This window comes from Lactococcus sp. LG1267 (assembly GCF_017309545.1).
In the GTDB taxonomy this organism is placed as follows: Bacteria; Bacillota; Bacilli; order Lactobacillales; family Streptococcaceae; genus Lactococcus; species Lactococcus petauri.
This window is the reverse complement of the sequence record NZ_CP071295.1, coordinates 51,717-66,219: the sequence shown is the minus strand read 5'-3', so window position 1 is coordinate 66,219 and position 14,503 is coordinate 51,717. Positions and strand designations below refer to the sequence as shown.

Annotated in this window: 15 protein-coding genes; 7 read left to right on the top strand and 8 right to left on the bottom strand. The window is 38.6% G+C overall.

Translation table 11 applies throughout. The features are described from left to right. Nucleotides 1-5: 5 nt before the first annotated feature. Together fabZ and J0J33_RS00315 are read right to left on the bottom strand one after the other, a co-directional pair. On the bottom strand, nt 6-464 hold the full coding sequence (gene fabZ / locus J0J33_RS00320; RefSeq protein ID WP_003134189.1) for a 3-hydroxyacyl-ACP dehydratase FabZ: 459 nt from the start codon (nt 462-464) through the stop codon (nt 6-8). Between the two features lie 277 nt (nt 465-741). Next, complete coding sequence (locus J0J33_RS00315; protein ID WP_117517677.1) at nt 742-1,440, bottom strand: N-acetylmannosamine-6-phosphate 2-epimerase; 699 nt, start codon at nt 1,438-1,440, stop codon at nt 742-744. 214 nt (nt 1,441-1,654) lie between these two features. Here J0J33_RS00315 and fabI point away from each other — a divergent pair, with 214 nt between their 5' ends. From fabI to J0J33_RS00295, 4 genes are all read left to right on the top strand, one after another. Beyond that, complete coding sequence (gene fabI, locus J0J33_RS00310) at nt 1,655-2,407, top strand: enoyl-ACP reductase FabI (RefSeq protein WP_117517679.1); 753 nt, start codon at nt 1,655-1,657, stop codon at nt 2,405-2,407. Between the two features lie 217 nt (nt 2,408-2,624). Then, nucleotides 2,625-2,828 (top strand): hypothetical protein, encoded by a 204-nt coding sequence (locus J0J33_RS00305; RefSeq protein ID WP_003134184.1) that lies wholly within the window; start codon nt 2,625-2,627, stop codon nt 2,826-2,828. A 54-nt stretch (nt 2,829-2,882) separates the two neighbouring features. Then, the gene (locus J0J33_RS00300; protein WP_019299659.1) at nt 2,883-4,106 is read left to right on the top strand and encodes an MFS transporter; all 1,224 of its coding nucleotides are present in this window, start codon (nt 2,883-2,885) and stop codon (nt 4,104-4,106) included. 8 nt (nt 4,107-4,114) lie between these two features. Continuing rightward, on the top strand, nt 4,115-4,771 hold the full coding sequence (locus tag J0J33_RS00295) for a Crp/Fnr family transcriptional regulator (RefSeq protein WP_165717135.1): 657 nt from the start codon (nt 4,115-4,117) through the stop codon (nt 4,769-4,771). A 99-nt stretch (nt 4,772-4,870) separates the two neighbouring features. On the opposite strand, the gene yidC is transcribed toward J0J33_RS00295, so the two are convergent. The 5 genes from yidC to J0J33_RS00270 form a co-directional block, all read right to left on the bottom strand. Continuing rightward, entirely contained in the window at nt 4,871-5,824 is a 954-nt protein-coding gene (gene yidC / locus J0J33_RS00290) for a membrane protein insertase YidC (RefSeq protein ID WP_003134180.1), read from the bottom strand. Nucleotides 5,825-6,031: 207 nt separating this feature from the next. Then, nucleotides 6,032-7,744, bottom strand: coding sequence for a phospho-sugar mutase (locus tag J0J33_RS00285; protein ID WP_206921737.1), 1,713 nt, complete (start codon nt 7,742-7,744; stop codon nt 6,032-6,034). A gap of 158 nt (nt 7,745-7,902) precedes the next feature. Next, a complete protein-coding gene (locus J0J33_RS00280; protein ID WP_003134176.1) occupies nt 7,903-8,484 on the bottom strand; it encodes an ECF transporter S component in 582 nt (193 codons plus the stop codon). A gap of 4 nt (nt 8,485-8,488) precedes the next feature. Next, a complete protein-coding gene (coaC, locus tag J0J33_RS00275) occupies nt 8,489-9,040 on the bottom strand; it encodes a phosphopantothenoylcysteine decarboxylase (protein ID WP_019292961.1) in 552 nt (183 codons plus the stop codon). Then, on the bottom strand, nt 9,033-9,731 hold the full coding sequence (locus tag J0J33_RS00270) for a phosphopantothenate--cysteine ligase (RefSeq protein WP_003134172.1): 699 nt from the start codon (nt 9,729-9,731) through the stop codon (nt 9,033-9,035). The genes coaC and J0J33_RS00270 overlap by 8 nt, the downstream gene beginning before the upstream one ends. Nucleotides 9,732-9,870: 139 nt before the next feature. On the opposite strand from J0J33_RS00270, the gene J0J33_RS00265 reads away from it, so the two are divergent. Continuing rightward, nucleotides 9,871-11,160, top strand: coding sequence for a serine dehydratase subunit alpha family protein (locus tag J0J33_RS00265; protein WP_206887886.1), 1,290 nt, complete (start codon nt 9,871-9,873; stop codon nt 11,158-11,160). A gap of 49 nt (nt 11,161-11,209) precedes the next feature. Here J0J33_RS00265 and J0J33_RS00260 read toward each other — a convergent pair whose 3' ends face one another. Next, complete coding sequence (locus tag J0J33_RS00260; protein WP_014025285.1) at nt 11,210-11,389, bottom strand: 2-hydroxymuconate tautomerase; 180 nt, start codon at nt 11,387-11,389, stop codon at nt 11,210-11,212. Nucleotides 11,390-11,704: 315 nt separating this feature from the next. Here J0J33_RS00260 and J0J33_RS10715 point away from each other — a divergent pair, with 315 nt between their 5' ends. Continuing rightward, on the top strand, nt 11,705-11,950 hold the full coding sequence (locus J0J33_RS10715) for a hypothetical protein (RefSeq protein ID WP_240265690.1): 246 nt from the start codon (nt 11,705-11,707) through the stop codon (nt 11,948-11,950). Between the two features lie 15 nt (nt 11,951-11,965). After that, nucleotides 11,966-14,314 carry an Ig-like domain-containing protein gene (locus J0J33_RS00255; RefSeq protein WP_338404268.1) on the top strand — a complete coding sequence of 783 codons (2,349 nt, stop codon included), beginning with the start codon at nt 11,966-11,968 and terminating at the stop codon, nt 14,312-14,314. Nucleotides 14,315-14,503: the final 189 nt, after the last annotated feature.

Here is a 14,503-nt window from a genome sequence, read left to right as displayed (position 1 = left end):
TTTTTTTATTTTTCTTGTTCAGCGGCTTCATCCACGATGAAGGTAAACTCACAAGTTGTTACTTTCTTGCCATCAACATATGCGGCAGCATCAGCCTTACCTACTTTGCCGCGGAATTTAGTGATTTCAAATTCGAGTTTCATTACATCACCAGGAACAACTTTTTGACGGAATTTAGCTTTGTCGATGCCACCAATATAGGCCATTTTTCCTTGAAATTCTTCTTTTTTAAGAATCAAGATAGAACCGGCTTGAGCTAAACTTTCCAAAATCAAAACGCCTGGGAAAGTTGGGTTGCCAGGGAAATGCCCATTAAAAACTTCTTCGTTAATTGTAACGTTTTTTGTTGCAAGAATCTTATTTTCTGAGATTTCGTCAACATAATCGATAAACATAATAGGATAACGGTTAGGAATAACTTCCATAACTTCTGTCGCTGTCATAGCATACTTTGAATTTGTCATATTAATAGTACCTCATATTTTATTTGTACTATCTCATTATATCACTATTTTTATTGTTTTATGTATAAAAACATTAAAATGCTCCTTGGATTGCTACTATAGACCATGGAGAAATTCGATAGAGGTATAACTAGAGCCAAGCATGGCAAATTTTTAGAATATTAAACTTAGATGTTTATTACTAGAAAAATTGAAGACACTAGTGCTATACTATTTGAGTAAAGATTACTTTAACATAAGCTCTATCTCTCAGCCACCCTTGGTTTGAGAGATTTTTTTATTCAGCTTGCTTTATAGCTTTGATAAAGCGGGCAGTAATCTCATGAGGACGTGTAATTGCTCCACCAACAACTTGAGCGAGCACACCAAGTTCCTGAATTTTTTTAGCCTGCTCGGGAATATGGATACCACCTTCAGCAATCACCGGAATATTGCTGTCCAAGAGTGACTGAATAAGCTCAATATCAGGTTGAGGTCGTTCTTTTGTTGCCTCAGTATAACCAGAAAGTGTGGTTCCGACAAAGTCACAACCAGCTTCATAGGCCGCTTTTCCAGCAGCAAAAGTATCAATATCCGCCATGAGCAATTGATGAGGATATTTTTCCTTCACCTGATGAATAAAATCTGCCATACTCAACCCATCATGACGTTCACGCAGTGTACAATCTAAGGCAATTACGGCGATATTAAGGCTAGCTAACTCATCAACTTCCTGCATAGTTGCAGTAATATAGGGTTCTTGTGGAGGATAATCACGCTTGATGAGGCCGATAATGGGCACATCAACAACCTCTTTAATTTCTTCAATGTCTCGTACAGAATTTGCTCGAATACCTACAGCGCCCGCATTTTGGACACCTAAAGCGATAAGAGGCATAATTCCACCATCAATAGTATAAAGTGGTTCGCCTGGCAACGCTTGACAGGAAACAATCAGTCCACCGCGGACTTTTTCAATAAATTCTTGCTTATTCATAAAACCTCTCTTTCATTCTTAATTTTATTGTATCATCAAATTTAGGATTTTTAAAGCGTTTTCTTTTAGATTGAAGAGGGAAACTTGACAATTACAGGCTTTTACATTACAATGTTTTATGTAGTAAGTATTTTGATATACTAAACTATTTACTTATATTTTTTAACTTATATTTTCTGAAATATATTTTTTTATTTTAAGGGGACTTATTTATATGTTTTTAGAAGGAAAAAAAATCGTCATTATGGGTGTGGCTAACAACAAGTCTATCGCTTGGGGTTGCGCTAAAGCTATGAAAGATCAAGGAGCTACCTTGATTTACACTTATCAAAATGAACGTATGGAAAAACAGCTTGCGAAGCTTGCTGGGCCAGAAGATCTACTTATTGAGTGTGATGTTGTATCGGATGAATCTATTCGTCGCGCGTTTTCAACGATTGAAAGTCGCGTGGGTAAAATAGATGGTTTAGTACATGCCATTGCTTATTCTAAAAAAGAAGAACTTGATGGTAATGTATCTGATATCTCACGTGATGGCTATGCCCTTGCACAAGATATCTCAGCTTACTCATTGCTTGCTGTAGCAAAAGCTGCAAAACCTTTATTCAATGAAGGCTCTGGTATTGTTACTTTGAGCTATATGGGCTCTGTTCGTGCAATTCCTAACTACAATGTAATGGGAATTGCTAAAGCAGCTCTAGAAGCAACTGTACGTTACTTGGCAGCAGAAATGGCACACGTTGGTGTTCATGTTAATGCTATTTCAGCGGGTGCTATCAAAACGCTTGCCGTATCTGGTGTGGCCGGCTACAAAGATTTGATTAAAGAATCAAACAGCCGTACAGCTGACGGTAAGGGAGTAACGATCGAAGAAGTTGGACAAACTGCTGCCTTCCTCGTTAGTCCATTAGCTACAGGCGTCATTGGAGATGTGGTTTATGTGGATAAAGGTGTTCACTTGACATAAGCAAAAACAGAGAAATACTTGATAGGGTTTTGGCCTTATCAAGTATTTTTTTATTTTTACAAATAAGAGTTGTTAACATATGTTGTTCATATTTTGCAGTATAAATTGTTGTAGCGATGTTACGCTTTTTCTTATATTATATTTCTTGTACATAAAATGTCGAAATGAAAGTGGCCACTAAATTTTTGACGAGAATAAAGAAAAGGAAAATTTAACAATGAAATTTGAATTTAAAAGTTTATCTACATATGAAGAAGATGCAACCCCTAACTTTATGGGCGGAGTAAACTACCACAGTCTAATCGAAGAATTTGACTCCATGGCCGAAGCTGTAAAATATGTGACTGATCATCACGGTTATTTGATTACAGATAATGGAAAATTTGCTTTTGAAGTAAGAAACATCTCCCTTATCAAATAACAAACAAAAAAGTATCTTCATAAGATACACATCAGTCGAGGAATAGAAAAAATCATGAAAAAAGAAAGTCTTTTTACAGCTACTTTCATTATTAATACACTTATTAGCTTTTTATTTTATATTGTTTTTTACGTTTTAACGTCATCTATAGGGACGTATGCGATGGAAGAACTCCATCAATCTACAGTAGTGAGCTTATCATTATCAAGTATCTTTGTTATCGGGGCGCTTATAGGGCGTGTATGGACCGGTATCGTTGTAACACGGATTGGGATGAAAAAGCTCCTTTATGTAGGTGGAATTATCTTTTTAGTTTTAACCTTGGGGTATTATGCAACGACTAATATACCTTTGCTCTTTATTATACGTGTAATTCAAGGTATGGGATTTGGGATTGGAGCAACAGCTTCAGGAACGATTGCTGGACATATTGTTCCAGCTTCAAGACGAGGCGAAGGGATTGGCTATTATGCTTTGTCCGTTACGCTGGCTGCAGCTGTGGGACCTGCTTTAAGTATTTCCATTTATTCTTCTTCGTTAGGTTTTAATGGGCTTCTTGCTTTGGCACTTATCTTACTTATTTTAACTTTTGTTTTGATATTCTTTGTCCATGTAAAAGAGCTCTCCGAAGAAGAAGTGCAGGAAGCATTACTTCACAGTCCAAAAGGCTTAGATAAATACATCGAAAAATCAGCCTTACCTATTTCTTTTGTGGCCTTTTTGGCAGGATTTATTGACTCCGCTATTTTAACAGGAATGGGGCCATTTACATCCTTCTTACATATTTCGACTGCTGGTTCATTATTCTTTACTTTATATGCTGTCTTGATTTTCTTATCACGCCCATTAACAGGACGCATGTTTGATACTAAAGGAGACAATTGGGTATTCCATCCTGTCTTTATCTTCTTTGCAATTTCAATGCTCTTCGTTGGTTTAGCAGGTTTCATGAGTCCAGGTGCTGGCTTTATCATGTTGCTTATTGCTGGAGGGACATTTGGTCTCGGTTATGGAGGAGTTGCACCTTTTGGTCAAGCTATTGCGATTCGTGAAGCACGTAAAGATCGTATAGGTGTTGCAACTTCAACTTTCTTTGGCTTTTTAGATTTGGGCGTTGGCGGCGGTCCAATTATCCTCGGAGCTATCATTCCAATGCTTGGAAAAGGTATGGTTGGATTCCGTAACCTGTATCTTTACAGTGCGCCAGCGGTTGTCATCGTATGGATTATCTATTATCTTGTGCATGGGAAAAAACAACACCAGACAAATGTTGCTTAAAAAATGGTATGAATGACATAGAATACGTAGTAGAGCTTTTAGAAGAAAAAAATGTGAGTGTAGTTAGTCGTAGGAAACACAGCTATATCATGTATCAAGGCATTGAATCAGAGTATCTTTATGTTCTTAAAGAAGGTGTAGTAAAGCTGAGCAGTATTTTGCGAAATGGTCGTGAATTTAATATTACTTATGTTTGTGAACCAGATTTTGTTTCATTGCTTGAAGAAGAACAACTGGATGGAGTTTCAGCTCTCTTTAATGTGAGAATAGAGTCGGATGAGGCAACTTTTTATCGGGTGCCACGTAAAGTTTTTTGGGAATGGATTGATAAAGATATCAAGCTGTTTCATATTGTGGATAATTTCTATCGTAAAAGATTAGTCATGATCTTAGAAGCATTGCAAAAAATGACTGTAAACGGTAAAAAAGGCGCTGTATGCGCGTGTTTATATAATTTCATTGATTGCTTTGGTAAACAAAAAGCGGAAGGGATATTAATTGATTTTCCCGTAACCAATGAAGACATAGCAGGATTTTGTGGAATCTCAACACGAACCAGTGTTAACAGAATACTTCGTGAACTCCGGGAAGAAAAAATTATTGATATTGTTCAGCATAAGATTATGATTTGTGATCAATACAGCTTACAAAACTATATCAGCTAGAGTGAAGAACAGAGTTCAAAACCTCCAGAATCTTAAGGTTCTGGAGGTTTTTTTGGCTAGAATAAAAGAAGCAACATAAACTTGCTTCTTTAGAGTGTATTATTTACGCTTTTGCTTACCAGCATTACGTCCGTTATTGTTCTTCTTACGTGGTGCATCCAAATCTTTTAATCCTTGTTGTGTTGCAGATTTAGGAGTGACATCTTTTGGAAGATCAGCCATTTTTGGAGGATTATTTTTAAATTCTTCGTCAATTTTCTTACGCATGCGTGGTTTCATAACGTAAGTAATGATAATTTGTTGAATAACCATCACGATACCACCAACAGCCCAATAAAGAGCTACACCTGCAGGGGACATAAAACTGAAAACAATAATCATCACAGGACTCATAATGAGCATAGTCATACCTGTTTTCTTTTGTTCAGGTGTCATACTCTTGGTTGAAATCCAAGTTTGCAGGAAGTAGAAAACACCCGCAATCAGAGTGATTACAATACTTGAACGTCCGAGGTCAATTCCAAAGAAAGTTGCTGTTGAAATACCAGGAGTATAGGCTGCAGCATTATAGAGGGCAATGAAGAAAGGCCATTGGATAAGTAGGGGGAGACAACCCAATGAAGATAACATATTGATACCATTATCTTTTTGTGCTTTCATCAAAGCTTGTTGGGCAGCCATACGTTCTTCAGGTGTCGTTGCAGCTTTCAATCTTGCATTAAGTGGTTCAAACACTGGAGCCAAGTAAGCTGTTTTTTCTTGCATATAAGTGGACTTATAGGCTTGGTTGAGTCCCAATGGAAGGATAAGGAAACGGATAATCAGAGTGACTAAGACGATACCCCAACCATAACCAAGGTTCATGTTATTCGCAAACACATCGACAAAGGCTGACATTGGTTTAACAAGAATTTGGTAAGTCATACCATGTGTTGCAGCTTCGGTAGGGACACGCACACCATCAACAATATGGGTTTGGACACAGCCAGAGAGCAAGAGCAAACCAGCACTTGCTACACCCAAGAGGGACAATTTTTTGTTCAAATTTTTCAAAATAAATTCGCTTTCTATAAATAAACGGTCTGTTACCATTTTACAGGAAATTGCTTTATTTTTCAATAGGTCTATAGTCTGAAATAACCTATTTTAAAGGTTTGCAGCAGCTTATTTTTCTTGCTTGAAGATTAAAAAAGATTGAGTTTTTTATTATGTTGGTGATAAATAAAAAAGCTGTCTGTGACAGACAGCTTTTAGGACAATTTATCCGATAAATGTTGTGATTTCTTTTTCAAAATGATCAATTTTACTTTGTGCTTGTGCTTCTGTATCTGCTACAGCAGCCATATAGAATTTTATCTTAGGCTCTGTACCAGAAGGGCGAACAGCAATCCAGCTACCATCTTCTAAATGATATTTTAAAACATCAGAAGGAGGAGTTGTTAATTTTTCAACTTTGCCACTGTGTGATGTTGCAGTAAGTTCTTTGAAGTCTTCAGTCAAAAGAATTTCAAGACCGTCAAATTTTTCTGGTGCATTGTCACGGAATTTACCCATGATTTCAGCGATTTGTTCTTTCCCAGTACTACCTTCAAGCGTAACTGAAAGTGTCTTTTCAACAAAGAAACCATATTCAGCATAGAGATCTTGAATACCATCATAGAGTGTTTTACCTAAAGAACGGTAGTAAGCGGCAACTTCACAGATAAGGAGCATTGCTTGGATAGCATCTTTATCACGGACAAAAGGCTTGATGAGATAGCCAAAGCTTTCTTCAAAACCAAACATGTAAGTGTGTTCACCTGTAGTTTCCCAAGCATGAATTTTTTCGCCAATGAATTTGAACCCTGTGAGTACATTAAACATTTCCACGTTATAGCTTTCAGCAATATGACTGACTAACTCAGTAGAGACGATAGATTTAGCCATAGCCGCATTAGCCGGTAATGTGCCAGCTGTTTTGTGTGCTTCGAGGATATATTTAGCTAAGACGGCGCCGATTTGGTTACCTGTCAAAGGCTGGTAGCTTCCATCTGGTAAGCGGACTTCGACACCGATACGGTCGGCATCCGGGTCAGTAGCAACCAACATGTCAGCTCCAACTTTACGGCCAAGTTCTTCAGACATAGCAAAAGCTGCTTGACTTTCTGGGTTAGGTGATTTTACAGTTGAAAAGTCGGGATCGGGGATAGCTTGCTCTTCTACAACAGCAATTTTTTCAAAACCAGCTGTGGCAAGAGCTCGACGTCCCAACATTTCACCAGTCCCGTGGAGAGGTGTGTAAACGATGTTAAGATCACGACCGTATTCGTTAATTAAATCATGATTGATTGTAACAGTTTCGATATTTTTAAGATATTTTGCATCAATATCTTCACCGATAATTTTGATCATACCATCCGCAATATATTTTTCTGTATCACCTAAAGTGATAGAGAAAATGTCGTCAATTTGTCGAATATATTCGGTCAAGGCTGCAGCATCTTCAGGTGGCATTTGACCACCGTCTTCGCCGTAAACCTTGTAGCCGTTATAAGGAGCAGGATTGTGGCTGGCTGTAATCATAACACCTGTGAGAGTATTCAATTCACGAATTGTAAAGCTCAAGGCTGGAGTGGGACGAAGACTTTCATAGACATAGCTTGGAATCCCATGGTCTGCTAGGATCGTTGCCGTTTCCATAGCGAATTCTTTAGAAAAGTGACGACTATCATAAGCAATAGCTACACCTCGTTTTTTCGCATCACCTTTGCTGTCCATCAGACGTGCAAGTCCTTCAGTTGTTAAGCGAACTGTGTAAATATTCATACGGTTTGTTCCAGCACCTAAAAGCCCACGTTGACCAGCTGTACCGAACTCAAGATATGTATAGAATGCATCTTCCTTTGTTTTTTCGTCCATTGCAAGCAATTCTTTATGCAAGTCAGGCGTTAAGTCAGCATTTAACCATTGTTCGTAAATTTCATTGTATGACATTGTTATCCTCCAAAGCCTTTGTTTTCAAGGCTTCAATTAGTTATTGTTTATTTTAAATCCTAATCAAAAATGAATTCGGTTTCAGATGTATTATATCATTTTTCATTTCTATTTTCCAAAAAATAAAAAAACAGACCATGTGAAGCCTGCTTTGTAATTTATCTTGATTTTTCTAAAGAAGGAACAATCGCTGCTGTTAAAATGACGGCAATAACAACTTCAGCAATGGAATTACTTGTAATAATCAGCTGAATAAGCCCTGCGAAAGTCATCCCTGTGTACTGACCAAAAAATAAAGTAATGAAACTTAAGACAAGTACTGTATTTGTAGCTGTACCTACAAAAGCAGCAATACCTGCACCTGTACGTGTTTTCATGGCTTTATAGATAAAATAAGGAAATACACCAATGAGGATTCGAGGGACAATAGCAACCACTAAAGCCCAGAGGGAACCATGATTTGTACCAGGAATGGGTTGAAGTGGGCTAAACACATAACTCAAAGGTGTAGTAAGGATTGTGGAATTAATAACGCTGATAATTCCCATTACAAGCCCTAAGAAAGCACCTTTCCGTGCACCTAAGACAATGGAACCGATGATTACAGGAATATGCAAGAGTGTAGGCACAATAGGCAATGGCCACACGCTATAGACGATTTGGCTCAAAACTTGCACGACAACCATGATAGCAATAAAGATTGCAAGGATGGCAATATCGGATGCTTTTGATTTTTTCATGTTTTTAAATTTCCTCAATTTTAGTAGCTTGATCCAGCGTATCAACAATGGTATCAATATTTGCGAGTGCGCCTTCACCAAAGTCTCCACAAGCTAAGAGAGATTGTTTGGGTTGTATAACATTGTATCCTATTGATTTTAAAATATCAATATTTTTCATCGTTAAAGGATTGGCATACATATTAGTATTCATAGCAGGAGCAATATATTTGGTTTTGCTTGGATGTAGCGCAAGGGCTACAGAAGTTACAATATCAGAAGCGGCACCATGAGAAAGGCGACTTATGGTATCCGCTGTGGCAGGAGCAACAACAAAAATATCAGTGTGTTTTGCGATATCGATATGATTAACAACATCGGGATGTTCTTCATCCATAATATCAAGGTGTACTTTATTTTTAGATAAAACTTGCAAAGTTAAAGGTGTAATGAATTGTGTAGCTGCTTTTGTCATCAAAACAGTAACATTATGGTTCTTTTTGTTGAGCATCGAGACGATATCTGCAGCTTTGTAGGCTGCAATGCTGCCAGTAACAGCAAGAGTTATATTAGCCATGATAAGCCTCCTCGGATTTTTTTACAATTACTTGAGCAATTTGTGGTTTAGTTTGAAGCTGAGTAATATCCGCAGAACCACTAACTAAGAAGGCTAGATGGTTTTCTCCTTGGATATTAGCTAGATCATTTGCAATAATAAAATCAGCAGAAGTTTCTTTGAGTTTGCTTTGGGCAACCTCCAGCAAGTGCTCCTCACTGACGCCAGAAAGGAGTTTAAAGCCAAAAAGAAGAACTTCAGGTTTCCATTTTTTAATAAATGAAATAACTTTCGGTGTTTTTTCCAAGAGCATCATTTGGTAATCAGAATTTGAGGATATTTTTTTCTGTACTTCAGGGCGGAAATGAATGAGCTGTTCTTTTGTAAGTGGCTGTGGCAAGTCATCTACCCCAGTCATATAAACAGGACGATAATCAGAAACTGCCATACTGTGGACAACAACATCGACTGCTGGAAGAAATCTTTCTACATTATTTAGTAAATCTTGTGTATCGCCAATTGGGATAACAGTTAAATTTTCTTGTTTTGAGGGTAGCTGTGCAAAACGTCCAGCTAACAAAATAACCTGATGTCCGTGTGTCAAAAATTCTTCAGCAGTTAATTTTCCTAAACTACCTGTTGCGAAATTAGTGATACCGCGGACGGTATCAATGGACTCAGTGGTACCACCTGCTGTAATTAAAATCTTCATGGCTTTATTTTAACCTAAGTCTTTTCGCAATGCAAGAAGAGTATACCCCGCTAGGTAACAAAACCAAGAAAGCGGTTGCAATAGTTAGGGAGATGAACTATAATTTAAAATGAAAAAGTCAAAAAGAAAAGAGAGCAATATGCTGACAGAAGAAATTAGAAGTAGTTTTTTACAAGTTTTAGAAGAAGGTGTTAAGCCCGCTACAGGTTGTACAGAGCCTGTGGCTGTGGCCTATGCTGCTGCAGTATGCCGCACATATTTAGAAGATCCCCATATCGATCGAATAAATATACGGGTGTCCGCTAATGTAATGAAAAATGCCTTGGCTGTAATTGTTCCTGGAACGAAAGAAGCTGGAGTAGAAGTAGCTGCAGCTGCAGGTGCCCTAGCAGGAAATGCTGAAGCTGGCTTGAAGGTAATTTCTGAACTCTCGCCAGATATAGTTCCAGAAATTATTAGCCTTGCTCGGTCAAACCAAGTAAAAGCTGAGGTTGCTTCTGTAGCAGATAAATTGTACGTTGAAGTTAGCATAGCTTCAGGGTGTGAAACAGTTACAGTTAAAATTGCAGGGGGGCACACTTCCATTTACTGGATACAAAAAAATAAAGAAGTGATTTTCAAAAAAGAAAAACTTCAATCTAATGAAGAATCAAGTAGTGTTGAATTTTTAAAAAAGTGCAGTTTTGCGGAAATCTGGGATTTTGCAACTAGTCAAAATCTGGAAGATATTTTACCTTTAATAAAAGCACAAGAATTAAACATGAATTTGGCTTCAGAAGGTTTAAGCAATGATTATGGGATGGGGATTGGAAAAGCATTACTTAACCACAGAAGCCTTTCAGAACTCAGTCTTGAAGAGCAAATTGTTATTTGTACAGCTGCAGCTTCAGATGCACGTATGGGAGGCTGCCAGCATGCAGCAATGACAAATTCTGGCTCAGGAAATCAAGGAATTACAGCCACAGTTCCTGTTTGTGTCTTTGCACAAAATAGGAGTGTGAGTGAAGAAAAACTTATTAGGGCATTAACTCTTTCACATCTTACAGCTCTTTATATTCATGCATTTTTACCTTTACTTTCTGCTTATTGTGCTACAGATTCGGCAGCAATGGGAGCAGCAGCCGGTTTAATTTATCTCGAATCAGAGGATGAAGAAAAAGCTGGGATGGCAATTAAGAACATGATTGGTGACGCAGTAGGAATGATTTGTGATGGTGCAGGTTTTTCTTGTGCACTAAAAGTAGTGAGCTCTGTATCCTCAATGTATCGTGCAGTACAGCTGGCTCAGGCAGGCGTGGTTATTCCAGCAACAAATGGGATTGTTTCAGGAGAGGTAGATGACTGTATCCATGATTTAGGACTTTATGTTTCTAGCGGAATGCAGAATTCTGATCCTGTCATATTAGATATTATGATGCATAAGAAATAAAATCTAGAAAAAGAAAAAAGCTCAGAGAAAACTCTCTAAGCTTTTTTCTTTATTGTTTAGGTTCACCGTGGGGATAAAAATTATCTTTTGCCATCTCATCATAGATGACATAAATAGCTTCACGAGGTGCTCCAGTATGTTTCATCACAGACTCTGTGATCTCTTTTGCTAAAGCTTTTTTGGCTTCAGCACTACGTCCTTCAACTAATTCAACATGTACAAATGGCATAGTAATCCTCCTTAGGATTGTTTAATATGCTTTTATTTTATCATTTTTTCTGCAAATGAGCACCTTTTTAAATAGGGGCAACATAAGGATTAAAAAATAGTACACTTTCCAAGCTCATTTTTTTGATTTAATAATTTTTATAATTTATAATTATTCATATAATGTAATTTTGGAAAAAGTCACAACATTCTAATGTTTGCGATTTTACTAATAAAATAGCTTGTTTTCACTTATTTCAGGAAAACTAGATATAGAGGAGGAGTTGAATAAAAAAATGGTTGTTGAATAAATATTGTTAAAATAGGAGGATATATTGTGAAAAATGAAAAATGGAAAAATTATTTAAAAAGTAGTCAATATATAAAAAAACATTTATTATCAGCCGGTATATCAGGAAATGTACTTCTAGCAGGTGTCGTAGTAGCTGGGGCTTATACGCTATTCCCAAACCCTATCGTTGCCAATGCTGCGGTATTAGGAGTAGAAATCTTTGGGGATACCACCTCTTCAAACAACACGACTTCAAGTCTAGCTAACCCCTATCCAGAAGGGTCACAATAAAATGTAAACTTTACAATTTCAGGGAATTCTGCAGTAACTACGAATGTCTTATCTGGTACGCGATATGCAGTCATTGTTATTCCACCAGAACTACGGGGAACGATAACACCGGGACAGGCAACCGGAAGCACCAATGTCTCGGTTGATTTGACTAAAGTTCCACTAATAACAGGACTAGTGGGAACATTAAATAATACGTTGAGTGGTTTAACAAGTATTGTTGACACAGTGACGAGTACAGCAGGACTGAAGTTTGATACCTCGCGACTCTATGCTGATTTGAATTTATTGTCCAATGTAATGACCATTGATCAAGGCGCATGGTCACAAGCAGCAACTCTAAGCCCTGATGGCTCAATGATTATAGTTGATTTGGATAAAGGTTTGGGTCCAATTTTAGCTAATAATGTGATTAATATCTTGCAAGACTTAAAATTAGCGGTTAATGACCTCAATGTTACTGTTACAGCAAGCGATCCTTTGGGTACATTACACTTAACAGCTGCGACTCTTAATACTACGCTGGCGCCCATAAAAACTGCTTTGACCGTGGCTATTGATGGTGTATTAACTCCTGTTTTAAATGATGCAGGTGTTTTGACACAACAATTGTTGGATGTTTCTTTGCTAGGAAGTACGACGGTTAATGTACCAACAACGATAAATATACCTACGACATCAATGACACAAGGAACTGTTACTTCAAAATTTGTTGGTACAATTGTCCAATCAGATATTTTGGATGTGAGTCTTTTCAGTGGATCAGATAGCTCTTCAAATATTTACTGGAATGGATTAGCTGTATTACCAACACCACCTGTAATTTCAACTGTTACCGGAAATTCTCAAGCCGGTTATGTTGTAAAAGGAACAGCTGACCCAGGAAATACAGTAAAGATTATTAATCCGGCTACAGGTCAAGAAATTGGAAGCGGATTAGCAGATAGTTCAGGTAACTATAGTATTACGTTGCCAGCCGGATCAGTTGGCGCCAATGCAGATATTAATGCCACCGCGACAGATACGGCCGGCAATGTAAGTGCACCAACAGCCGGCAAAACCCCAGCCGATGCGGATACGACAGCCCCTGATGCACCGACCATTACTAATGTGATAGGCAATTCCACAGACGGCTATACAGTGACTGGTACAGCCGAAGCAGGTGCGAAAGTAGAAATCAAAGACTCCACTGGCGCAGTTATTGGCACTGCCACAGCGGATGGTTCTGGCAACTACAGCGTAACTTTGCCGGGCTCAGTTGGCCCAAACGCTGATATCACAGCGACCGCAACCGATGCGGCCGGTAATGTAAGTGCACCAACAGCCGGTAAAACGCCAGCGGATGCGGATACGACAGCCCCTGATGCACCAGTAATTACCGGCATCACAGGTAACTCTACAGATGGTTACACTGTCACAGGTACGGCCGAAGCGGATTCGAAAGTAGAAATCAAAGATTCTACCGGAACAATCATTGGCACTGCCACAGCGGATGGTTCCGGCAATTACAGCGTAACTTTACCGGGCTCAATTGGCCCAAACGCTGATATCACAGCGACCGCAACCGATGCGGCAGGTAATGTAAGTGCACCAACAGCCGGCAAAACGCCAGCCGATGCGGATACGACAGCCCCTGATGCACCAGTAATTACCGGCGTCACAGGTAACTCTACAGACGGTTACACTGTGACAGGTACGGCTGAAGCGGGTTCGAAAGTAGAAATCAAAGATTCGACTGGCGCAGTTATTGGCACTGCCACAGCAGATGGATCTGGCAACTACAGCGTGAGCTTACCAGCTTCAGTTGGCCCAAATGCCGATATTACAGCGACCGCAACCGATGCGTCCGGCAATGTAAGTGCACCAACAGCCGGTAAAACACCAGCAGATCCAAAGGATACTACAGCGCCAGATTCACCTAAGGTTACGGACGTCACTAAGAATCCTGACGGAGGCTATGATGTAGGTGGAACTGCAGAACCAGGTTCTACGGTTACGATTACGGATGGCAATGGTAATGTGGTTGGCAGTGGTAAAACAGATGATTCTGGGCACTTCCACATTACATTACCAGCTGGTAGTGTGAAACCAGGGGATGTTCTGAATATTACAGCAACAGATGCAGCAGGTAATGAGAGTGCGCCAAGCCATTTTCAAATCCCATCTAATACCGTTGTACCAGTGACATTTGGTGGAAGTGGAGGTCAATATTCAAATGGCTTGCCAGCTTATTATGCCAAGGGTGTAACCCTTCCTGCAACAGGGGAAAGTGACAACACCCTGCCAACAGTAATTGGTTTTAGCCTTTTAGCTTTTCTAAGCCTTTTACTTACAAATTTAAGAAGAAGAAAAGATGTTAACTAAGATATATCATAGTTGGAACTGAAGCGATTTATTTCTTCTTTCTTTCCAAAACCCTGGGTGAAGATCTGGGGTTTGTTTTTTTATATTCTTGATAAAAACAACTTATTTTACCGTGGATAAAAAATTAAATGTAGATAGACAAATTCTAATAATATGAATAAAAAGAAAGAAATTTTCTTATTCTGTAAG